This window comes from Paenibacillus paludis (assembly GCF_042610515.1).
Lineage (GTDB): Bacteria > Bacillota > Bacilli > Paenibacillales > Paenibacillaceae > Paenibacillus_AQ.
This window is the reverse complement of record NZ_JBGJZP010000020.1, coordinates 15267-38282: the sequence shown is the minus strand read 5'-3', so window position 1 is coordinate 38282 and position 23016 is coordinate 15267. Positions and strand designations below refer to the sequence as shown.

Below are 23016 nucleotides of genomic sequence, written 5' to 3'. Positions count from 1 at the left end.
GTTGATCAAGGAATAATGAAGATTTATAATCACATCATACAACATGTTGTCTGATAATCAAAAGGAAATGTTAATAAGTAGGGGTGGTATTCATGTCAGCAAAACAAGATAGAATTCTAATTTTTGGTGCAGGTGTCATCGGGAGCATGTACGCAATTAAGCTTATTGAAGCAGGGTTTGACGTTAGCCTGTTTGCACATTCTAATAGATTTAAATCGTTAAGAGAAAATGGCCTGCAATATAAAGAAAAAGGTACAGTTAGATCGATACAAGTAAATGTCATTGATACGCTCGAAAATGACGATGTATACGATTTTATTTTCGTTACCGTTCGTTATGATCGGTCCGAATCAGCGTTGTTAGCGCTAAAAGATAATCAAAGCAAAAATATAGTCACGATGACTAGTAATTCAATTGGATTTTCTTCGTGGCTGGATATCGTAGGGGATAGACTTTTACCAGCTTTTCCCGGCTTCGGCGGACAGATTAAAGATGGAGTATTGCATGCTCGATTTCTACCAAAGATTTTAGTGGCAACTACATTTGGAGAAATTAATGGTGTAGTGACAGAACGCATAGAAAACCTCGCAAAATTATTTAAAACAGCAAAGCTTCCCTACGTTATTAAAAAGGATATGCAAGCGTATCTAATCACACATTCCGTATCAGACATTGCCATGTTGAGCATTTTGCATTCTGAGAATAAGATAATTGACAAAAAAACAGCCAGAACCAGAAAGACGGCACGCAAAATAACAGTCACTTTAAAAGCGAATCTAAGGGCAATACAAAAAGCTGGCGTTTCAATTGATCCTCCAATGCTTAAACTGGTGCTTAAATTTCCAAACTTATTTTTGGATCTTTTCTTTATGACATGGCTACGAACTAAAATGGTTAGGGATATGATGTTGCCGGATTATGCTAATAATGCTAACAATGAGATTGTGCAGCTGAGAAATGATTTAATGAAATTTTTAAGTCAAAATGATATCAAGTCGGAAATACATGTTCAGTAACGTTGTTAACGCCCAGGTTCATTGAATAAAAAAGCAAAAGCGGCTGCCGCGTCCAGTAAATATGGGCGCACACAGCCGCTATCATGGTTATGAGAACAGTTAGTTGAGAGCGGGAGTAAACCGGACCTCTCCTGTCATTGATTAAACTTACTTGACGTTTCCCGCTTCGCGGATTAATCAAGCTCAATGTTCTGCAAATATTCCAGTGCCGCATTAAAACTGGAGTCTATTTGGGAAAGCTCCGAGGATAGCGTCTTATTAAAAGCTGCATCGCTTTGTTGGTCTTTGCCTTCCAAATGAGTCTTGATCATCTTGACCAGAGATGCTTTATGATTTGCGATCTCTTTAAGGGATGCATCGCTTTCCTTTTTGGCGCTCTTTACGGTTTTTGACAACTTGGCTTTTGCTGCCGCGAGCGTTTTTTTATCCTGTGTCATTTCATTTCTAGCCTTGGCGACAGCCTCCTTGCTCAGCTTGTTTTTGACCGCATTGCTATAGTTAGCTGCAGATACCTTGGATTTCTGCGCTAAGGCTGTAACCTCGGTGCCCAAGACTTTACTTAAGTTCTTCTGCGCATCCTTAACCTCTTTGACCCTGTCTTTGTAGGATTCAAAATAATACTTGTCTACGTACGCATTAGAATATGTAGCGGCAAACGCCTGTGACGGTAATACAACCACCAATAGCAACAACAATATCATCGCCTTTTTCATTCTCCCACTATTCCCCCTTAGTATAATACTCTTAATATAAATAATGTTATACGGCAGCACAATACTTACTTTGCAATCGGCTAGTTCGGGGTGCAAGCCAACAGTCAGCCATTGGTGATGAAAAAAAAGCCCCCTGCCGGCGTTACGGGGTCAGTCCCGCAATCTGCAGAGGGCTTACTGTTAGATTTACTTGGCGCTGCCTGCTTCGCTGCGCGGCGGACGCATGGTCAGGCTGACTCGGCCTTTCTTGAGGTCAACGCCCATGACCCATACGGTGACATTGTCTCCTACAGAGACGACGTCCATCGGATGCTTCACGAAGCTGCCGCTAAGCTGGGAGATATGCACCAGCCCATCGTTCTTGATTCCGATATCGACGAAGGCGCCGAAATCGATTACGTTGCGGACGGTTCCCTGCATCTCCATGCCGGGAACCAGATCCTCGATCTTCAGCACATCGGTGCGGAAGATCGGCAGCGGCAGCTCCTCGCGCGGATCGCGGCCCGGGCGCTGCAGACTTTCAAGGATGTCGCGCAGTGTAGGCACGCCGACATCCAGCTTCGCAGCCAGCTCTTCGGCGTTCTGCGCCTGCAGCTCCTCAGCGACCTCCTTGCTGCCGAGCCGGGCTACCTCCAGCCCCAGCTCACGGAACAGGCGGTCCACCACCGGATAGGACTCCGGATGGATCGGCGTGCGGTCCAGCGTATTGTCCCCGCCGGGAATCCGCAGGAAGCCGATGCATTGCTCGTAGGATTTGGCACCGAGGCGCGGCACCTTCTGCAGCGCCTTGCGGGTCACGAACTTGCCGTTCTCCTCGCGGAACTTCACAATATTCTTGGCGATTGTGGCATTCACGCCCGCAACATAGGACAGCAGGGATGCGGATGCTGTATTCACATCGACACCGACGTGGTTAACCGCGGATTCCACAACGCCCTTCAGGCTCTCCTCCAGATGCTTCTGGGAGACGTCATGCTGGTACTGCCCGACTCCGATCGCCTTCGGATCGATCTTCACCAGCTCCGCCAGCGGGTCCTGCACGCGGCGGGCAATGGATGCGGCGCTGCGCTCGGCCACATCCAGATCCGGGAACTCCTCCTGCGCAAGCTTGGAAGCGGAATAGACACTGGCTCCCGCTTCATTAACGATCAGGTACGCCAGCTCAGGATTGCCGATCTCTGCGATGACCTCGGCGGTGAACTGCTCCGTCTCCCGCGAGCCGGTGCCGTTGCCGATTACAATCAGCTGAATGCCGTATTTGGCAATCAGCTCCTTGAACTTCGCCGCCGCCTCCTTCTTCTTGTTGTTCGGCGGCGTCGGATAAGTGACCGCTACCTCCAGCAGCTTGCCGGTATCGTCCACAACGGCCAGCTTGCACCCGGTACGGTAGGCCGGGTCAACGCCAAGCACGTTCCGGCCTTTGACCGGCGGCTGCAGCAGCAGGCTGCGCAGATTCCCGGAGAAGATCGAGATCGCCTGATTCTCTCCTTTCTCCGTCATTTCTCCGCGCACCTCGCGCTCAACAGACGGAGCGATCAGCCGCTTGTAGGAATCCTCCGTCACAGTCTCCAGCAATTCTTTAACCGGGGACGGCCCCTTGATCAGCTTCCGCGAGATAAAGGCATGAATCTTGTCAGTAGTCACCTCAATGCCTACCTTTAGCACGTTCTCCCGTTCTCCGCGGTTGATGGCGAGAATCCGGTGCGGCGGCATTTTATGTACCGGTTCACGGTAACTGTAATAGTTCTCGTATACGCTCTCCTGCTCAGCATCCTTGGCTTCGGAGACCAGCACCCCTTGACTAGCGGTGTACTGGCGTATCCAGGAACGGATGACCGGATCATCGGCAATGTTCTCAGCGATGATATCCATCGCGCCCTGCAGCGCCAGCTCAGCACTCTCCACGCCTTTGTCCGCATCAATATATTTAGCGGCCTCTTCCAGTGGAAGCCCCTGCCGGCGCTGTTCCATGACCCAGTTCGCCAGCGGCTCCAGCCCCTTCTCCTTGGCCACACTTGCCCGCGTCTTGCGCTTCTGCCGGAAGGGACGATACAGATCCTCCACTTCCTGCAGCTTGACTGCCTTCAGGATCTGCTCATGCAGCTCCTTTGTCAGCTTGCCCTGCTCCTCGATGCTGCGGATGACATCTTTCTTGCGGTCACCCAGATTGCGCAGATAGGCCAGCCTTTCCTCAATATCACGCAGAGCGTTCTCGTCCAGCTCACCGGTCATTTCCTTGCGGTATCTCGCAATAAACGGAATTGTATTCCCCTCATCCAGAAGGCCTACCGTCGTACGCACCTGTTTCAGGCTAATGCCCAGCTCTTTGGCAATCGCCGCGGTAATCAGTTCCTGCTCCTGCCGTGCAGCAGCTTCATCCGGCACAGTACCGGCATTCGTATTTTCTGCAGCCAATTGAATCCCTCTTTCCGCACACGTTCTGCGTTCTTATAATCCCTACCTGAAATAGTATCACAAATTGGCTATCTACCAAAGTTTAGGGATTCATTGACCCGGAAAAAGCTGGCTTGCTGCGAAGTATATTATCATTCCTATACAGGAACCACAGATCATTTCATTTGCAGGCCCCGCCGGTTCATCCGCTTAGCGGATGCTAGCGATAGCCCAAAGCACAGAACAAGCACTAGTGCAGCCACGGCATACGGGAAGTTGATATCCAGGTCAAACAGGACTCCGGCCACAATCGGACCGGCAATATTGCCAAGACTGGTATAAGCAGAATTCATGCCCATCACGAAGCCCTGCTGCGATTCCACCGCCAATTTGGAGAGCTGTGTTCCGACAGCAGGGCGCAGGATATCCATCGAAAGAAACACAATGAACGTCACTGCAACGATGGCCCAGTAGCCGTGTACAAACAATGTGAGGAAGATGAACAGGCCCGCGACAAGTAAAGAGAACGAAATGACCTTATTTTCACCAAAACGATTCAATATCCAGCTGAACGCCGTAACTTGAATCACAGCCCCCGAGATGGAGCCAAAGGTTAGGACAAAGGCAATATCCTTAGGGGTGAATCCAAATTTATGATCCACAAACAACCCGAATACCGTTTCATAATTCGCCAATCCGAAGGAGAGTACAAATACAATAACCAACCCGAAGAAATAGGGTTCACGGTAGGAACGCACCAGTTGAGATACAAGGCTCTCTTTATCGTTCTGTGCTGTCTTCACAGCTTCACGCTGGGCTGCGGTGCGCGATTCCGGCAATACAAATGTACTTATCACAGCCACCAAAGCCGCTGCTACTGCTGCCGCGAAGAACGGCACACGGATACCAAACTCTGCCAGATACCCGCCAATTCCCGGTCCGATAATAAAACCGGTGGTGATGGCCGCATTGATCAGTCCCATTCCTTTAGCCCGTTCCTCTGTAGAGGTCGTATCCGCCACGTAAGCCATAACCGCAGGCATAATCAGCGCTGCTCCGACACCTCCTAGCATTCGGGATACAAACAGCAGCCAGGGCGCATTTGCCAACCCAAACAGCAGCTCCGAGAGTGAAAAAACAATCAAGCCGGCGACGATAATTTTTTTCCGGCCCATCCGGTCCGACAGTCTGCCGGCAAACGGTGACACAATCAACTGGGTTACAGAGAAGGCGGCCACCAGCAACCCGACAACACTGCCTCCGATCTGCAGCTCATTCATATAAGTAGGCATTATCGGAACAACCAGTCCGATGCCTGTAAACGCCAGAAAAATATTCAGCATAAGGAGCAGCATAGCCCCCCGGTTTCTTAGCAGTAATGACATTGCAATAACCTCCGTATTCCCGCAACCAAATCCTCAAGTAGGGGTAGTTCTATTTATCTTATAGTTAAATATCCGCTTATCCGTCAGTTGCCATACCTTTATTCTACAAATGAAAAACCTTAAATAAGACGCATAAGACCGACCATCCGGTCTAATTAAGGGTAAATAAAAAACGACTTCCTCAAACTAATTTTTCGGGCTCAATCCTGCAATAAAATAAAACCGGCCCCTGCGTATAGCAGTGCTCTGTCTTCACAGGCACGCTTATTCTCAATGCCTATCCGGTACGTATCCCCTGCAGCAGCAGCCGTATGGCATCCCGGTAATACTCCATGATATCCTCCGGCGCGCTGGCCAGAACTGTAATCTCGCTGACTCTGCTGATTCCCTCCAGCAAGCCGCTTACAATAATTACGTAATTGTCCAGGTTGCCCTTGACCAGGTACCCAGTGTCCATACCCTCCTGCAGCAGATTACGGCAGGCTTGTGATGCCGATTCGTAGAGCCGGGAGAGACGCTGTTGAACCTCTTCTGAATGAGGCCGGGATCTGGCGTATTCCTCAAGCGCGCGGATCAGCGGATTCTGAAAATCTTTCGCATAATGCTCGCCTAATGCATAGAAACGTTCCTCGATGCCGCTGATTCCGTTCCGTTTCTGCTCCCAATCGCTGAGCCACTGCTCGGTATCGTCTTCTACTACATATAGAAACAGTTCATCTTTACTCGGAAAATGGTGATATAAACTCCCTTTGCTCACCTTGGCCGCCGTACAGACTTCGTTCATGGTCACCGCTGCAAAACCTTTCTGAACAAATAACTGTGTTGCCTTTAGCACTATCCGCTTTTTCGTTTCTTCTCCGTCAGAACGTCCTTTAATTCCGACCACCTCCTTAACCCGACCGTCCGGTCCAATTGTAGCATAGCTATTGTTTAAAGTGAAGACATTTAAGCCACAGATTCGTATACAGTTTCCATACAATTAAAAAGGCACGCCGGATTATACACCGGACGTGCCTCCATTACACATTCTATACTATGTAGCCCTGCCTGATTTAGAAATCGATCAGGCCCAGACTGATTTGCAGCGAATCATCCACTTTCTTCATTGTATCATCGTCAAGGTGGGTGATCTTATCGGTCAAGCGTTGCTTGTCAATTGTCCGAACCTGCTCGAGGAGAATAACGGAATCCCGGTCAAAGCCGTGGGCTGCCGCATCAATTTCCACGTGCGTCGGCAGTTTGGCCTTCTGGATCTGGGCAGTGATGGCTGCCACAATCACCGTCGGGCTGAAACGGTTGCCAATATCGTTCTGAATAATCAGTACCGGCCGTACTCCGCCTTGTTCTGAACCTACAACAGGCGAAAGGTCGGCAAAAAAAACGTCGCCGCGTTTAACGATCAATATCTACACCCCGCTTACTAAGCGGCCAAGAGTACTGTCTGCATCTTCCTCAGCGAGAAAGGCCTCGCATGCCATCGTCAAATTGATCTTGGCCATTTCCATATAGCCCCGCTGCATGGACTCACGAATGATGCGTTTCCTCCGTTCGCTTAAATACAGCTTCATGGCCTGCCTAATCAATTCACTCCGGTTAGAGTTCTCCAATTGAGCGATCCCATCCACTTCCTGTAAGAGATGATCGGGCAAGCTGATCATAATTCTTTTGGTGTTCTGCAAATTGGCCACCTTCTCTTCCACCCCCACAAACCTTCTGCCCTTGTGTTTCAGTGTTACAATATACAAGGAATTTTATACAAGGAATATATGCAACCAGTATATCAAGTATGCTGCATCCCATTATAAACTAGAAATGGCGGTTCGTATAGACCATAAGTCACATAGGTCTTTACGGTTCAGCTTCCTTTATCGATTCCTGTAAAAGTTACACAGTAAGAACATCAAGCCTGCAGCAGGGGATTCACCAGGTTCGGAGTAGCACCCTCACGCACATATACGCGGGGCACCCGGTGGGCCAGCATACAGATTACCTCGTAGTGAATCGTTCCCAAATGGAGCGCCAGTTCGTCTGCCGTGATGGACACGCCAGCCTGGCTTCCGATGAGTACAACCTCTTCGCCAGCTTTGATTTGTTCCGCTTCTTCAGCGAAAGATTTGAGCGATACCATACACTGGTCCATGCAGATCGTTCCGACGACAGGAACGCGACGTCCACGTATTAGCACCTCCGCTTTGCCTGTCAGCATGCGGGAATATCCGTCTGCGTACCCCACTGGCAGCGTAGCAATGATCTCTTCGCTGTCTGTGAAGTAACGGGTGCCGTAGCTGATGCCCCAATCGGGCGGCAGGGTCTTGACATAAACTGCCTGCGTCTTCAGCGTCATTACCGGGTGTAAAGCCACCTTTGTACGGCTAACCTCAGTCGATGGATAAAATCCGTACAAGCTTATGCCTACACGCACCATGTTACTGGATAGAAGAGGTGTATCAATGGCCGTAGCGCTATTGCCCGTATGTATGATCGGGATTTCAATCTCTCTGTCCCGAAGCGTTTCCGCCACGCTCATGAACCGCCGGTACTGCATCAGTGTATAGCTTTTGTTTTCTTCGTCTGCCTTGGCAAAATGGGTAAACATACCCTCCAGCTCCGCCTGCGCTACAGAATGCACTTCAGCGATGAAACCGGGCGCGTCAGCCGGCAGCAATCCCAGCCTTCCCATCCCGCTGTCAATCTTGATATGCACCTTCAGCCGGTGCTCCGGATCTATAGGAAGCCTTCTTATTGCCTCCAGTACATCCGGTGTGAACAGTGTTACGGTTATATTGTACTCCCAGGCAACGGCTATTCCTTCCGGCGAGGTGTAGCCGAGCACCAGAATAGGAATTAGTATTCCCGCCTGACGCAGCTCCAATGCCTCATCCAAAAAGGCTACACTAACATAATCCGCTCCGAGTCGTTCAAGCTCCCGCGTCACTTCCACTGCTCCATGGCCGTACGCATTTCCTTTGACGCATCCCATAAACTTAGTCTCCGGCAGCAAGGCCGCACGAAAGGCTTCGTAATTGGCACGCAGATCATCCAGATTAATCTCGGCTACTGTAGGTCGATAGCTTACTTGCACTTCAGGGTCACCTTCTTACATTGTAGTAAAACATCTCTGTGATTGTCGTATGGAACCACAAGTCTTACTGCCAATGGTAATGCTAATGGAAGGCGGCTGTCAATGTAAGTACAGCTATCTTGCTGATTGGTCCTCCAAAGGGGCGGTTAACGGCAAAAATAAGTAAAAAGCGGATACGGCTTGTAGAGGAATGGGCTCCCACAATGCGCAGTATCCGCCTACTGAATATTACTTACCCGATTGTTCCGCCATAGAAGCGGCAATTTGCATCATTTCGGACTTCGGAAGGTTCGCACTGGTAATGCGGAATTCCACGCCGTCGTTCATCCAGGTCAGAGTCAGCTGTTCATCGCCGCTCAGAAGCCCTGCGGTAAAGCCAAGATCGATTACCTTTCCCGGAACCAGCGATACCGTGTGGTCCAGCGGACGGGCTTCCATAATCGTATACTGGTAAATTCCGTCATAACGGAGGATTGCTGAATGATCCTTGCTATCCTCGATTTTGTGGCTGTCCTTAAATTCTACACCGGCAGGAATATACTCCGGTTCAATGATGCCGAAATCGCCAAGCTCCGCAGCAACCGGCTGATCTGCCTGTTCCTTGTCCTCCGGTGCAGCCACCGGATTCCCGTTCTCATCAACCTCGGCTACCGTGCTTTCGGAAGGAGTACCGTTCGCCATATTTCTTTGCATATCAAAAGAATCCTTATTGAGCTCCGGATCAAACTTGAAGCTGTCGAACTTCACATCCACCACAACCTTGGCCTCGGAGTCGGAGACCTGCACCTGTTTCGGTTCATAGGTCTTTTTGGTCAGCCATATTTTTTGGCGTACCAGTGCGCTGCTCTGGTAATTTGCCGCGACTTCAAACACATAGTTGTCCCCATCCACCGTAAACTGGCGGTTGTTATCAGAGACAATACTGTTGAGCAGTGTCTGGTACAAATACACCTGGCCTTGGCTATCCGGCCAATCGCTCTGGAAGCGGAAGCTCTTGCCCAGACTCGGTGTCAGCACGAACACCCCTTCATCATTGCGCAGAACAATCTGCGTTACATCCTTCTGGACATTGGAGAGGCTAATCCGGTAGTAGGAAGGATTTTTGTACCACACCTCCACCTTGTACTCCTGCGGCTGTTCGCCGGTGTACAGGGTCATCGTGCCGGCACCTTGGTAGGCCCCCTGCTTGCTCTCCAGCTTGTCAGACACATTGTTCAAATCTTTGACTACGGAAGCGGCATCCTTCTTCCCGCACCCCGCGAGCACCAGGGCCACGCTCATTATGATCGCGAGTACCCATGTTATCCGGCGCATGACATCATCCCCTTAACCTGTTTTGAATGCATTGATTAGTACATGTCTATGAGGGACAACACCGCAATATGCAGACGGGCATGACAAGCATGACAAGAGGTTCGAATTAGCCGTATGGACGATTCAACAAAGGAACTGGCTGGGGACGTGCAGAATTGTTTTAAGCAACGCTTTTTGAAAGGGGTACAAGTTATGCAGGGATTTATTTTCAGGAAAGATTACAAAGAAAATGAGGTGCTCCGAAAGAGCCTGTCCGGGCTTGCCGCCAGCAGCTTTGGAATAAGCTTCGAACAGTGGTATCAGGAAGGGTTCTGGAATGAACGGTATATTCCTTTTTCTTATATCGAGGATGAGCAGGTGATTGCGAATGTTTCAGTAAATGTGCTGGACTTGATCATTGACGGCCAGCAGAAAAAGGCGATCCAGATCGGAACCGTAATGACGCATCCGGATTACCGGCATAAGGGCTTGTCTGCCAGTCTGATGAATAGGGTAGTGGAGGAGTATGCGAATCAGGTTGATTTTATGTACCTTTTTGCCAATGATACGGTGCTCGATTTCTATCCGAGGTTTGGCTTTATCCCGGCGCAGGAGCAGCTCTTCTCTATCGACTATACTTCAGGCAGCACCGACTCCGCGGGGATCCGGAAATTAGACGGGAATCAGCCGGATGATCTAAACTTTATCCGCACATTCGCAGCACAGCGATTGCCGGTATCCCGGCGTTTTGGAACAGACGGCACGCTCGGGCTGCTGATGTTCTACTGCCTGAACGTCTTCAGCGACGACCTCTATTACCTGGAGAACGAGGACGTAATAGCTATTTGCAAGCAGGAAGGCAAGGAGCTGAATATTTTCGACATTGTGTTTACGAAAGCCATTGATATTCAAGCTGTTTTGGCTAAGCTGGCCAGCAGTGAAACTGAAAAAATAGTTTTTCATTTCACTCCGGATTACATAGGGATTGAAGCGGAAAGCACTCCTTACCCGGGCGGCTTATTTGTGAGAACCTGCGGCAACTCTTCATTTCCGGCCCACATGAAGCATCCAGCTACGTCTATCGCCTAGAAACCGGAAGTTAGGGCAAGTCAGCCGCAACCCCGGGATCTGCTATGTTTAGAGAGTCATGAATTGCCCAAACCGGGCCAGAAACTCTTCCTTCTCTTTGTAATCCGGCATGACACTCCCGAGGCGGCGCCAAAAAGACCGGTCATGATTCATATGCAGCAGATGACACAGCTCATGGATAATCACATAATCAATAACCTGGGCGGGGGCCATCGCCAGGCGGTAATTAAACGTCAGTTTCTTGTCCGCACTGCAGCTCCCCCACTTGGTTCTGGATTCAACGATTTCGATCGTCTTCGGTTTTACGCGAAGCTGATTCTGATAAACGGTGATCCGTTCCGCGACAATCTTCTTCAGGCTGGCAAAATAGAACTTCTTGAGTTCCAGCTTCAGCTTCTCCGCATCCCATTCACCGACGTTAATCAATTCATGCAGCGGGTATTCCTTCCCAAGGTAAAGAAACTTCCCTTCCTCCTGATATTCCTTCGCCTTGGGTGCCTGCCGTGCCTCCCGGCCCTTGCGCAGCTTGTCCAGAATCCATTCGCCGTGCCGCTCCACCGCGCCCAAAATCATTTCGTCGCTTGTCCCCTTGGGGGCTTTTACCGTAATCAACCCAATTGCATCTATATGAAGGGATATCTTCTTCCGCTTCGCGTACTGTACATGGATTTGAATCATTTCATCCTGTAACTGAATCTGCATAGCCACCATCGCTTCTATAAATATTCTTTCCTCCACTGTAACATGTTTGCCAGCATAGCATACAGAGTTTCATAGTGCGCATCTCTTCACACACCACAAATAAAAAAGAGCCCACCGGGGACTCTTCACACAAATATATTATTCAGTTCTCCTCTGATCACTGGTATGAAACACCAATGACCGGGTTAGATCAGGCGGGCAATCTTTTCGATCTCCACTGCAGAAGCGGCTAGCTGCTGCATGGACGCGGTGATTTGCTCCGTTGCCGCAGCCTGGCGCTCGCTTTGTGCCAGACAATCCAACAGGGTTGCATCCATCAGGGTAATGTTCTTCTTGATCGCCTGCAGGATGCTGGCGATTTCTTTGGCAGAGGAGGCGCTGGAGACCGACATCTTTCGAATCTCCTGCGCTACTATCCCAAATCCCCGGCCATGCTCGGCGGCATGTGCAGCTTCGATTGCGGCGTTCAGGCCCAGCAGATTGGAGTTGTCCGCCACCTTTTTAATGAAATCCAAAATCTCATCCGTACTATGCAGCTCTTCGACAACCTTCTGGCCGAGCAGCTTAAGATCGCCTACGGTATTCGCCAAATCAGAAGCAGTTCCGGCTATCTCCCCGGAGGTGGAGCTTATCTCTTCAGAGGTTGTTGCCAGAGTATTGGCCGCATCGCTTAACGTTTCTTGATTGTGCAGGCTGATCCCAATGGTAAAAACACCGATAACCTTCCCGTCTTGCCCCTGAATCGGCATAGACGAAGATTTGAAGGGCAATCCGTAGATTTCCTTCGGAATATTTGCACTAACCGTTTCGCCGGTGTCCAGGGATCTTCGGATCCCGCCATTCTGCGGAACCGGCATTCCCTCTTGAATGCGGATGTCCAGCTCATTCCCCGGCAGATAATAGATGAACTTGTCCGAATCAGCTAATGCGAACATGACATCCAGCGGAAACAAACGCTGCACAAGCGGCAACGATATTCTCAAAGCATCCAGTAATTGTTCAATCTCCGTTTCATTTTGACCCTTCACGACACAACAGCTCCTAATAAAGGATTTTAGATCATTATAGCACGGAGGAAAACGCACCCGACAAGGCATTTAGTCCTTGCTTTTGGGTTGGTCTATTGCGTATTTATCCTGCCATAATTTGATAAAACTATGAAACCAGGAAGAAACGTTACCCTCTTAACAATAGATTGATTAGACTGAAAACTTCGAAATACTTTCCTGAAGCTCCTGAGCAAGCTCGGACAGCATTCTTGAGGCCACTGCAATTTCCTCCACACTGGCCAACTGCTCTTGCGCCGAGGCGGATACGTCATAGGTCCCCTCGGAGGAGGCCAACGTGATCCTGTTGATCTGCTCAAAGGCAACTACCAGCTCATGAGTTTCATGCGACATTTCTTGGGAAGCATCGGAGACGCCTCCAATCTGTTCATTAATTTCTTGTATGGAGGCTTCGATTTCGGCAAAGGATTGCCCGGCGGTTTGGACGGCATAAATGCCGGCCTCCACTTCCTTCTCCCCTTGACTGACCATTGTGAGGGTCCGGCTAGTCTCCGATTGAATCGAATGAATTACCTCAGAGACGCGTTTCCCGGATTCTGCAGTCTTCTCCGCAAGCTTGCGCACCTCACTGGCTACTACAGCAAAACCCCGGCCATGCTCTCCTGCTCTCGCTGCTTCAATCGCCGCATTTAGCGACAGCAGGTTCGTCTGATTCGCTATATCCGTAATAATTGCAATGATTTCGCCGATTTCTCTGGAGCTTTCGGCCAAGGCACTGACCACTCCTGAAACCTCACTTACATTTTTTGATACAGCCGATATTTGGTGAATTGCTGATTCAACCGCCTGAATCCCTTTGGTGGCCAGGTCGGATGCTACATCCACCGATTCCTTGACATGAATGGAACGCTCCGCAATTTGCGCGGCCTCTCCGTCCATCTTCTGAACAAGCGCAACGCTGGCTTCGATACTGTTCACCTGCGTCTGCGCTCCTTCCGCTAATTTCTCCGTAATGGAAGCAACATGCTCCGTAGCTTGTCCCGTTTGTTCCGCGCTGGCTGTCAGCTCTTCCGATGAGGCGGCAACATGCTCCGCATTCGTGCCCACTTCCCGGATCAGATCACGCAAGTGGTTGCCCATGTTATTGAAGGCCTCAGCCAATTGCCCAATCTCGTCCTTATTCTTGATCTCCACCAGAGTATTCCGCAGATCCCCTCCGGCAATTTGAACCGCCATCTTCTGGAGCTTCTGGATCGGATTCGAGATCGCCCTGCTGATCAGAGCCGCGGCCAGAGTTCCCAGAAGCAAGGCTGCGCCTGTCAATGCAATGACCAGCTTCTTAGTAGCCGATACATCACTGAAGGTTGTATTAGCTTCCAGCTCCAGTTCCTCCTCCTGAAGCTTAACAAACCGTTCTGCCGTACTGCTGAATTTACTTAGAACAGGTCCCTGCGTTTGCAGGATCTCCAGATAATCGCTGTTATTCCGCTTTTTACTGTCGATAACTTGCATAGCAGTACCGCTGTAATGCTCCTGCAGGAGATCGAGTCCGGCGAGGATTTGTTTGTCATCACGATCGGTAGTGAGTGATTTCAGCTGACCAAGAGCAGTGCGGAACTGATTCTTCGCTCCCTCAAAATCAGCTACTTTGGACTCATCTCCATCAATCAGGAAACCGCTGATGCTTGCCCTTTCCTGCTCCACGGCAATTCGCAAATCCTTGATCAGTTGAACCGATTGGGATTTGTTCGTCAGCAGTTGTGTGTAGGTATCATTGACCTTGGAAAGGTAAAAGTAGCTGGTGAAGGCTACAACCAGCAGGAGGATCAGAATCAGGCCGAACCCGCCGTATAATTTATTTTTAATCGTCATGTTTCTGAGTCTGCTCATTTCGCTGCCCCCTTATCTGTTGTGTCCAGAATTGAGGTGGCTTCTGCCCGATAACTCTTAGCTGCTTGTTCCGGGGTTATGCTGCCGTCCAGCACACGTTCCAGGATGATTTTATAGGCATTGTCAGCAATCAAGGCGCTGCTTGGAGCAGGAGGATCGATTGGGGATGAATGAGTCTTGAGATAGTCAAGCAGCTCGTACTGTTCTTTTCCCCCTTCTCCCAGCTTGCCGGAGAGCTGTGCAGCAATCACAGTGGAAACAGGAACTCCCCGTTCTCCCTTCAGAATGTCATTGGCTGCCGCATTATTAATGAAGAAATCAATGAATTTGGCCGCTTCTTCCGGATATTTAGAATAGGATGACACCGCGAGGAACATGGAGGGTTTGATAAAGCGCCCTTCTTTGTCCCCGGCCTTCGGCAGCGGCAGCAGCTTGATGGTTCTTCCTGCCTTGCTGCTCAAGATTGTCGATGCATTGCTGGAAACGGAGAAGAAGGCCGTCTTCCCGGTTATTACCGGATGATTCTCATCATTGCTGACTCCCTTAAATGAGCCTATCAACCCTTCCTCTGTCCATTTTTTATAGAGGGTGAAATAATCCGCCAGATCTTTGTCATCATCATATCCAAGAGCCGTTCCCTCCGCATTGTACATGGATACGCCTCTGGTTCTCAGAAAATAACTCACAGCAAACATATTCCCCATCGGATAGAAATCGGGATCATCTATAGTTTCTTTTAGTTCTACAAGTGTCTTGTACAGCTCATCTATTGTATAATCCTGGGAAGGTGCCTTAATGCCCGCCTCCTGAAGGAATGCCGGATCATAGATCAGAGCTTCTGAATTAATGCCGATATTGACCGCATATAATTCATCATTTTTCATGCCTGGAGCCAGGTACTCCGGGGGAACATCCGATATGGAAAGACTCTTATTCTTAATATAAGGGCCAAGCGGTTCAATGAGATCCCGATTAATATAATTGAATATAAATCCATAATCCCCCTGAATAATATCAGCAGCCTTCTGATCCGCCGTATCCATAGCCAGACGAGAAGACAGCGCATCTGTACCTGAGAAATCCTCCGTCACAATCTTGACGCCCGGATGCTCCTTCATATACAAATCAACTACCTTCTGCGTGTCCTCTTTGCGTTGCTCTTTCCCCCACCACACAAACTTTAGTGTAACCTCCTGAGCTGCTGCCTCTTCCTTGTTTCCGTCACCGGAGTTGCTGCAACCTACAATTCCTGTTAGGACCAGGAGAGCCCCACACACCTTCAATAACCCCCATACTTTGTTTCCCCTCATAAAAGCCACCGCCCTATCTATCTAGTGATGTCGAATAAACAAAAAAAATGTAGTATTTTGCACACTCAACAACTGTTTTCTTTATCGGAAAGTGATTCTGCTTTATGAACAGACAAGTGGAAACGGCTTCGCCGTCCTCAAAAGGACGGTAACCGTTTCAGTGAGAAATAGAAGGATAATTTATAGCGTAAAGCATATAAATTCTTATCTTTTAACAAAAAAAGCCCGCACTCTGCACGGACTCCCCATCTTAATATGTATCCAGTTTTGGGGACATCTTCATGAACCCTTTAACATTCCTATGATGATAAACGTAGAAATATAGAGCACAAACATAATGGCCAGCACGAGGCGCATCCGGCTTTTGTTCTTCACATATTTATTCATCAAAAGCATAATGACAGCTATTGCAGCAACGCTCAGAATCGTGATGATATTGCTCATCGCAAAGTCTCCTTTACAGTAGATTCTGCTAAGTATATAGGGAAAATCAATTCATTTATATAAAAAAGAGCATAAATAATGTATTTTATTTCATTTATTTGGATTGAGATTTATAAGAGGTGCGACATTTTATGTCATACCTCTTATTTTATACTACGAAGGTACCATTCAAACTGTGAAATGAGGTTCAAGATTATGCCGAAAACAAAACGGGGCCGCGTACTTTGGAACTTGCCGTCACGGGGCCGGGGGACATGCCCGATCTGTGAAACTACGCGCATTAAACTGCTCTATCCAAAAGTGAAGAGCGATGGAACCGGAATTAAGGTATGCAAGCGGTGCAGTAAAGCGCCGCAAGTCAAAGTTGATGCTATAACAGGCTAAGCGTATCCTTAGTCGGGGATGCCTCTCTCTTTTATGCGCATCTGCATAAGACAGGTGCAGGCATCCTTGTTTCATTCCGCCGGGTTCCTTATACTCGAAATAAACAAACACAGGGCCAAGCTCTGATTCCCATAATCATGAAAGGGAGCGTCTTACTTGAGCCATATCCACCGTATTCAATGGTTCGACCAGCAGATTAAGGCGGGGCGTTATCCGAACAGCAATCATCTGGCCGGGCAGTTCGAAATCTCCAAGCGCCAGGCTCAGCGGGATATCGAATACATGGCCTCTTCCCTCCGGGCTCCGCTGCAATATGTGGCGAAGCAACGCGGGTATTGCTATGAGGATGACAGCTTCATGCTTCCCTATCTCTATATGACCGATCAGGAAAAGCAGATTCTGAAATATTTGGCTTACCGGTACAGCCGCTATAATTACGAGAATGGAGCGGCAGTACGGCGGATTGGCAGCCTGCTGGAGCGGCTTACCGATGATCAGGAGCCGGGTGCAGAGGCACAGCTGCCGATTTTTACGGTAAATGTACATGTGCTGCAGTATATTGAGCTGCTGGAGCATGCCATCAAAGAATGTATAGTTGTAAGAATTGTTCATGATGGGCAGGAGGGTGAACAGGAAATCTGCCCGTTGAAGCTTGTTAACCACTACGATGATGACCATGTCATTGCCAAGACGGCAGAACATAGTCCGCCCCAGCACTTCCGGCTATCCTCCATCCGTTCTTTGAAGCTGACTGAGCGGCGGTTCAATGGAGAAGCCGACGGCGAACTGCGGCAGGAACAGGTCCGAAAGCTCAAGCCTTTTACGGCACAGATCCGCCTGGCTGCTCCACCCAAAGGAGAATCATGGCTCGGATTTCCGGTACATCTTATAGATAAAGACATTTACGAAGTGGATTTTTTCGATCCGGAGATGTTCGTGCAGCATCTGCTCACTACAGAATGGCTGCAAATTTTGGCCCCCCAATGGCTGCAAGTCAAAATAAGCAGCAGATGCCAAGCGATGCTTGATTTGCTGAATCCACAGGAGAATCCAAGTGAACCTTAATAATATTCAGATGAAACGTGAATCGAAGTCTTTTACAGACGCCTTATATGCCATCCTGACAGCCGCGCAGCGGTTTGAAGGACCAAAGTATATGCTCTCCGGGCTTAGCGGCATGGCCTTCAAATTCTCGGTGCACCGTAGGCTTCTGCCTATGTCGGTTACGGCATACGGGCAGTGGGGAAATGAGCATGCACCTGCCATTGATAATCTGGGGATTCACACGGCCTATGACGGCGGACGCACAAGGCACAGCTCGTTCGAAGTGTATCAACAGGATGCCATCGCTTGGATCAAACAAAGCATAGATGCCGGTGTGGGAGCGTTGTATTGGATTCCGGAGTTCGGGGTAATTCACGGCTATAATGATGCGGATAAGGTATTTTATCTGCAGGACGGCTGGTCCGGGGAGAGCCAAGTGGTGTTGTATGACAATTTCGGCATCAACTTCACCTCCTTCTGGTACTGCCAGGTGTTCGGCAATCAGGTAGAGGTTCCCTTGAAGGATGCGGTGCTCGAATCTCTCCGTCTGGCACTCTATGACTGGGAGACACCTTACAAAACATGGCCGGATAAGGAAATCGCCTCAGGCCGGCTCGCCTATTCATACCTGATTCAAGCCTTCAAGCTGGGAGACTTTGATTCTTCGGGTGCCGCATATATTCTGGATTCCTACGTATACGCACGAAGGGAGATCAGGGATTATTTGCAGGAAGTACATCAGCTGATCCCGGGACTGGATGAAGTTCATCACATATACAGTGAATTGGCAGACCTAATGACGGAAGAACTTGCAGTATCTCTGCCTTCCTTTCATGGAACAGGTCAACTGGCTGAGCACCGTCAAGCCTCATTATGTGCAGCGCTGGCCAAAGCTGAGGCCCTCGAAGAACGCGCAATGGAACGGGTCCGGATTGTGTCCGAACGTTACCCTGACCGCAAACGTTCTATTGTGCCCAGATGGGGCGCACATTCGGCAAGGTAATATTTTAGAGCAGGCCATGAACAAGAACGGCGGAAAGAAGGAATTTATTCATGAGTAAAGTCATTCTCCATTCGCTTCAATACCGTCAGGAATCGCATTCGTTTACAGATGCCCTATACGGTATTTTGACAGAGAAAGGCTGGTTCACTTTGCCGAAATGTATGTTGTCCGGAATGACGGCGGCCTGTTTCCGCTTCTCCGTTCACAGGCAGCTCCATTCCGATTCGGCCACGGCCTACAATTGGATGGCGGAGCATCTTGTAGCTTGTGACCTGATTGGAGTAACCGCCTCCCAAATGGGCGGATTTAATTTCACACCTACCTTTCCTCTCTACCAGCAGCAGGCCATCTCTGATATCAAAGCATGCATTGACCGCGGAACGGGCGCAGTGGTATGGAAAGACCGGTTTGTTATTGTGAACGGATACCATGAACAAGAGCAGCTATTTTATTATTTGGACGGGATAGCAGATTCCTGCCAGGAACTCCCCTTCTTAGCATTAGGGCGGAACCTCTCTCCTTATGCCTACTATCAGGTCTACGAGAAGCAGATCGAGATAGATGTGCTGCAGGCCATTAAAGAATCTTTCATACAAGCGGTCTTCAAAGCGGAAACCCATGACATCATGCTGCCGGAGTCCGGTTATGCATGCGGGCTTGCGGCTTATGATGCCATTGTAGAAGCACTGCGTTCCGGCTGCTATGACGCTGAAGGAGCCGCCGAAACATTCTTTGTCTACGCTGCTGCCAAACAAGATGCGGCAAAGTATGCACAGGAAGTCCTGGCGTACTGGCCAGCTGCAAAAGAGATCGCCGCACATTATACCCGGTTGTCGGAAATATTCGAGGCGATCACACAGGTTGAACTCCATACGCAACCTCTCCCGCCTTCCAGGTTAGAAGAACTACTAACCTTATTCGGCGATGCCAAGGCAGCCGAAACCGCCGCCATTCAGTCGATCCGTCACTTGCTGCGTGAACCCATTGCCAACCGTTTTCACGATATTGGACTACGCTGAGCAGAAGCAGGTACGCTTGACAACAAAGTTATAGCTTCTATATATTTTAAGAACTATAACAAATTGGAGCGTGCCTATGAGCGCAGAAGAAGAGAAAACATTAGCTATCCATCAGGTGATGGATAGAATGGCAGCCGTCCAGCATAAATCCCAGGCCTTCGTTGACAGAATTAACAGGCAGGAATCCTTGACCCAGAACCAAATTATGCTGTTATTCCAACTGCGGCTTACGGGAAAGCTGAATATCACCGATATCTCTGAACGATTCGTCATTACACCGGGAGCCGCTTCCTCCATGTGCGATAGATTGGAAGATGCAGCTCTAATTGAACGGGTACGCACCAAGGAAGACCGCAGAGTGGTCAATATCATACTTACGGAGCAAGGGGAACGGCGGATTCTTGATCTGTTTGACCGTTTCGCTACCGCAGAGCTGGACAAGATTGCGGATACACTCTCCAAAATTCAAATACTGATGGACGAAATTATTGAATAGCTCTCTTATCTGCGCAAGCACCGCCTCAGGCAACTGAAAGGCGGTGCTTTTTGAATGGATCATTATTTTATTGACTATATATTATTATATGTATATATTTTAATTATTAAAATAATATCCGGCAAAAGGGGGCTCTACTCATGATACATCTGGACAAACACACTTCAGTAACAGATGCGTTGAATCATCCGCCGCTTAAAGTAAGAGGGTCTCTCATCCGCCGGGAGGATATCACCTCTGCCTCCGTAGATGTATTCGGGCACTTGAAGGCGCTGGGCAGGGTTACGACGGGACGGCTGAAAGTGTCTGGAGAATGCTCTATAACAGGTTCCTGTCTTGCCGCGAAGGTTGAGAATTTCGGAAGCCTGCGTTTACACAGCCTGCAAGCCGAACATATCCGTTCCTCCGGATATGTTGCGGCATCGGAAGCAATCCATACGCTGACCTTTCTGGGAGAAGGTGCTGTGCGGGTGAACAGCCTTACCGCGAAGGAATCCATTACGGTTCTGCTCGGTTCTTCCTGTGCTGCGGATCAGATCAGAACGGACGGAACCCTGATAGTCACGCGCTCCTCTCTGCTGCTAAAGCGCCTGATGGGACCGTTCCGCAAATTGACTGCCCGCTTGATTCAAGGGACAGCCATTGAGCTGGAGTACACCACAGCTGAGCTTGTGTGCGGGGAGCAGATCCGGGTTGGGCCCGGTTGCGATATTCAGGAAATCCGCTACAGCGGAAGTCTGCATGTTGACCCGAAATCGAAAGTGGGCAGAGCTGTGCATACGAACGGATCTAGAGGGCCTGTATCATGAGCAGAGCAGCCGCATGGATCCCCGACCCAATGCAGCCCTCCTCGATGCCTCCGAAGCTGCCTACGGTATGTGAAATCCTGAATCCTGGGGGTCATCTTTCATACTCAACTATGGTTTCTCCGCTTGAGGCATCCTGAATCTCTCCGATCCGGATGAACCCCAGCTTCTGATAGAGATAATGATTTCTGACTGCCCAAGAGGGCGTGTCCAATGTCCATTTCTGTGCTGAGGGATAAGTGTCAAACAGGAAGCGGAAGGCTTCCTGGCCGTAGCCTTTATTCTGATAATGCGGGTCCATATAAATCCGGCCAAGATGACATTCCTCTCCGCCGGGAGCAGGAAAGACGATCATTCCGCCAATAATGGCATCATCGGCAAGCAGCTTGTAATAGTGGCCCTTCTGCATCATCTCTGCCTGCCAGGCGCTGGAATCATAGCCCGGTGGCCCGTCTTCTTCTTTATTTTGGAACTGCCGCGCGTCCTCGTTGAAGGTTTTCTTCTGTATTTCGGCTAAGGTCTTGGCGTCCTGTGGTTCGGCTAGTTGAATCGTAATCATAAATGTTCTGGCTCCTTTGAATTATTCATCTTATTAGTTTAGGTGAAAGGAGTAACTGCTGTACCGCTGCAAAAAAAAATGGGTGATGTTTTGTTCCTTCGGTTACTGTATTCGAGGTTCATAGTCAGAGATTCAGCTGACTGGACGACACTCTTGGATTAAAGGGAAATATGCCCGGAATATTGTGGCAACAGCCTCTTTATTGTATTTTATAGGGAATTATGCCCTATAAACCCATCACAAACCCCACATACGACTGGATCCACAGAAATAGCGGGCAGCTTTCCCGTTCATTGCGAAAAAATGCTGATTCCCTAAATATTAGCGGACGTTTTTCCCGGTGCTAATGTTGAACACTTGCAACTCTAAGTATCCAAATTTTGTGTTCAACGTTTCTGATTACTCAATGGGAAAATAGAGATCCATCACCACAGATTCGCCGAGCTCCTGTACTTCCTCCAGCCAGTAACGCTCTTTGTCACAGGCTGTTTGGTATCCCCTGCTGTTCACCCAAGCCGCGAGCTTCTTCCAGCCGAGGGGGATACGCTCAAAGGGATCGGCAAAGGGCTCCGTAATCCGCAATATTGCGTACCTGCAGCCCTCCACATGCTTACACGTTATACCTTCAGCCAGTGCCGGAATATCCTGACCCAGTACAACCCAATATTCATACCCCCGCAGGCCTTCCTGCTGCTGCTCTTCAGACACAGGAACATCAAAACCAAACCTTCTTGTCCCGGCGCCGATTCCTGTTTTCGCTGACCACTCACTCATAAATGTGATGACCTCCGCCTCAGGATCCTTGCTGATTCTTACGCCGCTGGCGGTATTCATCGTGTGGAGACTATCAATTCTGACCTCACTTAAATAATCCATTGGAATGCCTCCTGTACTGTGGTTTAAGCTTTCCTCTAACAACGGTTTGGGAGGGAGGGAGTAGTTAGCACTCCGGCATCTGCTTGGAACTTGGCCAAACTCCTGCAGAAATGCCCTGCTGAACGCACGCTCGGAGCTATATCCGTAATCCATGGCAATATCTAAAATCCTTCTTCCACGAATCAGCTCATTCATCGCATGGCAAAGCCGTCTCCTGCGGATATACTCCATTAAGGTGACATCCAGATGAATACTAAACAACCTGTGGAAATGAAATTTCGAGAATCCGGATACGCGCGCACAATCCTCAATCGTAATCGGTCCTTGCAAATTCTCTTCAATGTAATCAATTGCTTTCTGCATATACTCCGTATATCCCAAGCCGTTCACATCCTCGTTGCAACGATTACCTTCATTATAATCACCCGGCAAACGGACTACCGGACATTTATTGCTAAGTCCATTTATAGCGAGAAGCATATACATATCTATATTTAAACAAAA

General features: G+C 49.1%; 23 protein-coding genes. 8 read left to right on the top strand and 15 right to left on the bottom strand.

Annotated elements, in window-relative coordinates; translation table 11 throughout:
- Window positions 1-92: 92 nt before the first annotated feature.
- Window positions 93-1016 (top strand): ketopantoate reductase family protein, encoded by a 924-nt coding sequence (locus ACAN56_RS27940; RefSeq protein ID WP_379146949.1) that lies wholly within the window; start codon window positions 93-95, stop codon window positions 1014-1016.
- Between the two features lie 173 nt (window positions 1017-1189).
- On the opposite strand, the gene ACAN56_RS27935 is transcribed toward ACAN56_RS27940, so the two are convergent.
- The 8 genes from ACAN56_RS27935 to ACAN56_RS27900 all read right to left on the bottom strand — a co-directional run bounded on the left by ACAN56_RS27935 (window position 1190) and on the right by ACAN56_RS27900 (window position 9904).
- Window positions 1190-1729 carry a hypothetical protein gene (locus ACAN56_RS27935; protein ID WP_340894410.1) on the bottom strand — a complete coding sequence of 180 codons (540 nt, stop codon included), beginning with the start codon at window positions 1727-1729 and terminating at the stop codon, window positions 1190-1192.
- A gap of 186 nt (window positions 1730-1915) precedes the next feature.
- Window positions 1916-4114, bottom strand: coding sequence for a Tex family protein (locus ACAN56_RS27930; RefSeq protein WP_179091766.1), 2199 nt, complete (start codon window positions 4112-4114; stop codon window positions 1916-1918).
- Window positions 4115-4299: 185 nt separating this feature from the next.
- Window positions 4300-5508, bottom strand: a complete 1209-nt coding sequence (locus tag ACAN56_RS27925) for an MFS transporter (RefSeq protein WP_038586944.1) — start codon at window positions 5506-5508, stop codon at window positions 4300-4302.
- A gap of 277 nt (window positions 5509-5785) precedes the next feature.
- Window positions 5786-6394, bottom strand: a complete 609-nt coding sequence (locus tag ACAN56_RS27920; protein ID WP_197073656.1) for a TetR/AcrR family transcriptional regulator — start codon at window positions 6392-6394, stop codon at window positions 5786-5788.
- A 166-nt stretch (window positions 6395-6560) separates the two neighbouring features.
- Window positions 6561-6911, bottom strand: coding sequence for a type II toxin-antitoxin system PemK/MazF family toxin (locus ACAN56_RS27915; RefSeq protein ID WP_038586937.1), 351 nt, complete (start codon window positions 6909-6911; stop codon window positions 6561-6563).
- Between the two features lie 3 nt (window positions 6912-6914).
- Complete coding sequence (locus tag ACAN56_RS27910; protein WP_038598756.1) at window positions 6915-7196, bottom strand: CopG family ribbon-helix-helix protein; 282 nt, start codon at window positions 7194-7196, stop codon at window positions 6915-6917.
- A 212-nt stretch (window positions 7197-7408) separates the two neighbouring features.
- Window positions 7409-8590: an alanine racemase gene (alr, locus tag ACAN56_RS27905; RefSeq protein ID WP_379146945.1), complete on the bottom strand. Its 1182-nt coding sequence runs from the start codon at window positions 8588-8590 to the stop codon at window positions 7409-7411.
- Between the two features lie 228 nt (window positions 8591-8818).
- Complete coding sequence (locus ACAN56_RS27900; protein WP_038586931.1) at window positions 8819-9904, bottom strand: outer membrane lipoprotein-sorting protein; 1086 nt, start codon at window positions 9902-9904, stop codon at window positions 8819-8821.
- Between the two features lie 192 nt (window positions 9905-10096).
- Between ACAN56_RS27900 and ACAN56_RS27895 the strand changes: the two genes are divergently transcribed.
- On the top strand, window positions 10097-10972 hold the full coding sequence (locus ACAN56_RS27895; protein WP_379146943.1) for a GNAT family N-acetyltransferase: 876 nt from the start codon (window positions 10097-10099) through the stop codon (window positions 10970-10972).
- Between the two features lie 48 nt (window positions 10973-11020).
- Here the strand turns inward: ACAN56_RS27895 and ACAN56_RS27890 are convergent, their stop codons facing one another.
- The 5 genes from ACAN56_RS27890 to ACAN56_RS27870 all read right to left on the bottom strand — a co-directional run bounded on the left by ACAN56_RS27890 (window position 11021) and on the right by ACAN56_RS27870 (window position 16325).
- Window positions 11021-11674 (bottom strand): M48 family metallopeptidase, encoded by a 654-nt coding sequence (locus ACAN56_RS27890; protein ID WP_038598751.1) that lies wholly within the window; start codon window positions 11672-11674, stop codon window positions 11021-11023.
- A gap of 185 nt (window positions 11675-11859) precedes the next feature.
- Complete coding sequence (locus ACAN56_RS27885; RefSeq protein ID WP_038586928.1) at window positions 11860-12702, bottom strand: methyl-accepting chemotaxis protein; 843 nt, start codon at window positions 12700-12702, stop codon at window positions 11860-11862.
- A gap of 171 nt (window positions 12703-12873) precedes the next feature.
- Window positions 12874-14571, bottom strand: coding sequence for a methyl-accepting chemotaxis protein (locus ACAN56_RS27880; protein ID WP_038586926.1), 1698 nt, complete (start codon window positions 14569-14571; stop codon window positions 12874-12876).
- Window positions 14568-15881: an ABC transporter substrate-binding protein gene (locus tag ACAN56_RS27875; protein ID WP_379146940.1), complete on the bottom strand. Its 1314-nt coding sequence runs from the start codon at window positions 15879-15881 to the stop codon at window positions 14568-14570. Before ACAN56_RS27875 ends, ACAN56_RS27880 begins: the two co-directional genes overlap by 4 nt.
- Before the next feature lie 279 nt (window positions 15882-16160).
- Entirely contained in the window at window positions 16161-16325 is a 165-nt protein-coding gene (locus ACAN56_RS27870) for a hypothetical protein (RefSeq protein WP_156130819.1), read from the bottom strand.
- 195 nt (window positions 16326-16520) lie between these two features.
- Between ACAN56_RS27870 and ACAN56_RS27865 the strand changes: the two genes are divergently transcribed.
- The 6 genes from ACAN56_RS27865 to ACAN56_RS27840 all read left to right on the top strand — a co-directional run bounded on the left by ACAN56_RS27865 (window position 16521) and on the right by ACAN56_RS27840 (window position 21080).
- A complete protein-coding gene (locus tag ACAN56_RS27865; protein WP_076111252.1) occupies window positions 16521-16709 on the top strand; it encodes a hypothetical protein in 189 nt (62 codons plus the stop codon).
- Window positions 16710-16865: 156 nt separating this feature from the next.
- Complete coding sequence (locus ACAN56_RS27860) at window positions 16866-17774, top strand: helix-turn-helix transcriptional regulator (protein WP_379146938.1); 909 nt, start codon at window positions 16866-16868, stop codon at window positions 17772-17774.
- Window positions 17764-18756 (top strand): hypothetical protein, encoded by a 993-nt coding sequence (locus tag ACAN56_RS27855; RefSeq protein ID WP_379146936.1) that lies wholly within the window; start codon window positions 17764-17766, stop codon window positions 18754-18756. Before ACAN56_RS27860 ends, ACAN56_RS27855 begins: the two co-directional genes overlap by 11 nt.
- Window positions 18757-18806: 50 nt before the next feature.
- Window positions 18807-19775, top strand: a complete 969-nt coding sequence (locus ACAN56_RS27850) for a hypothetical protein (protein ID WP_379146934.1) — start codon at window positions 18807-18809, stop codon at window positions 19773-19775.
- A 76-nt stretch (window positions 19776-19851) separates the two neighbouring features.
- Complete coding sequence (locus ACAN56_RS27845; protein ID WP_052091857.1) at window positions 19852-20271, top strand: MarR family winged helix-turn-helix transcriptional regulator; 420 nt, start codon at window positions 19852-19854, stop codon at window positions 20269-20271.
- 140 nt (window positions 20272-20411) lie between these two features.
- Window positions 20412-21080: a hypothetical protein gene (locus ACAN56_RS27840; RefSeq protein ID WP_379146932.1), complete on the top strand. Its 669-nt coding sequence runs from the start codon at window positions 20412-20414 to the stop codon at window positions 21078-21080.
- Window positions 21081-21171: 91 nt separating this feature from the next.
- On the opposite strand, the gene ACAN56_RS27835 is transcribed toward ACAN56_RS27840, so the two are convergent.
- A complete protein-coding gene (locus tag ACAN56_RS27835; RefSeq protein WP_038586908.1) occupies window positions 21172-21636 on the bottom strand; it encodes a GNAT family N-acetyltransferase in 465 nt (154 codons plus the stop codon).
- 399 nt (window positions 21637-22035) lie between these two features.
- A complete protein-coding gene (locus tag ACAN56_RS27830; RefSeq protein WP_379146930.1) occupies window positions 22036-22893 on the bottom strand; it encodes a helix-turn-helix domain-containing protein in 858 nt (285 codons plus the stop codon).
- Window positions 22894-23016: the final 123 nt, after the last annotated feature.

Excerpts from the sequence above, each read along its gene's own strand:
- ACAN56_RS27940 (WP_379146949.1), top strand. The coding sequence starts at position 93 with ATGTCAGCAAAACAAGATAGAATTCTAATTTTTGGTGCAGGTGTCATC.
- ACAN56_RS27935 (WP_340894410.1), bottom strand. The coding sequence starts at position 1,729 with ATGAAAAAGGCGATGATATTGTTGTTGCTATTGGTGGTTGTATTACCG.
- ACAN56_RS27925 (WP_038586944.1), bottom strand. The coding sequence starts at position 5,508 with ATGTCATTACTGCTAAGAAACCGGGGGGCTATGCTGCTCCTTATGCTG.
- ACAN56_RS27900 (WP_038586931.1), bottom strand. The coding sequence starts at position 9,904 with ATGCGCCGGATAACATGGGTACTCGCGATCATAATGAGCGTGGCCCTG.
- ACAN56_RS27895 (WP_379146943.1), top strand. The coding sequence starts at position 10,097 with ATGCAGGGATTTATTTTCAGGAAAGATTACAAAGAAAATGAGGTGCTC.
- ACAN56_RS27890 (WP_038598751.1), bottom strand. The coding sequence starts at position 11,674 with ATGCAGATTCAGTTACAGGATGAAATGATTCAAATCCATGTACAGTAC.
- ACAN56_RS27880 (WP_038586926.1), bottom strand. The coding sequence starts at position 14,571 with ATGAGCAGACTCAGAAACATGACGATTAAAAATAAATTATACGGCGGG.
- ACAN56_RS27875 (WP_379146940.1), bottom strand. The coding sequence starts at position 15,881 with ATGAGGGGAAACAAAGTATGGGGGTTATTGAAGGTGTGTGGGGCTCTC.
- ACAN56_RS27870 (WP_156130819.1), bottom strand. The coding sequence starts at position 16,325 with ATGAGCAATATCATCACGATTCTGAGCGTTGCTGCAATAGCTGTCATT.
- ACAN56_RS27865 (WP_076111252.1), top strand. The coding sequence starts at position 16,521 with ATGCCGAAAACAAAACGGGGCCGCGTACTTTGGAACTTGCCGTCACGG.
- ACAN56_RS27850 (WP_379146934.1), top strand. The coding sequence starts at position 18,807 with ATGAGTAAAGTCATTCTCCATTCGCTTCAATACCGTCAGGAATCGCAT.
- ACAN56_RS27845 (WP_052091857.1), top strand. The coding sequence starts at position 19,852 with ATGAGCGCAGAAGAAGAGAAAACATTAGCTATCCATCAGGTGATGGAT.
- ACAN56_RS27840 (WP_379146932.1), top strand. The coding sequence starts at position 20,412 with ATGATACATCTGGACAAACACACTTCAGTAACAGATGCGTTGAATCAT.
- ACAN56_RS27835 (WP_038586908.1), bottom strand. The coding sequence starts at position 21,636 with ATGATTACGATTCAACTAGCCGAACCACAGGACGCCAAGACCTTAGCC.